Source organism: Desulfovibrio sp. 1188_IL3213 (assembly GCF_036763145.1).
Taxonomy (GTDB): domain Bacteria; phylum Desulfobacterota; class Desulfovibrionia; order Desulfovibrionales; family Desulfovibrionaceae; genus Desulfovibrio.
Genome location: NZ_JBAIYR010000731.1, coordinates 1 through 255, shown reverse-complemented (window position 1 = coordinate 255; position 255 = coordinate 1). Strand labels below are relative to the sequence as shown.

The 255-nt window shown below is 43.5% G+C and carries 1 protein-coding gene; it reads left to right on the top strand.

The features are described 5' to 3' along the window. A partial coding sequence (gene tnpA, locus V6C16_RS14765) for an IS200/IS605 family transposase (protein WP_333543632.1) occupies nucleotides 1-255 on the top strand: 255 nt, incomplete at both ends.

The following is a 255-nucleotide window of genomic DNA, read 5'->3' as shown; positions in this document are numbered from 1 at the left end:
GTCCTGATCACATCCACATGTTGCTTGAGATTCCCCCCAAAATGAGTGTCTCAAGTTTTATGGGCTACCTAAAGGGTAAAAGCAGCCTGATGATCTACGAACAATTCGGCGACTTGAAATTCAAATACCGCAATCGAGAATTTTGGTGCCGTGGATATTATGTTGATACGGTAGGTAAAAACAAAGCCAAGATTCAGGACTACATTAAGCATCAGCTTGGGTCAGACAAGCTTGGCGACCAACTGAGCTTACCAT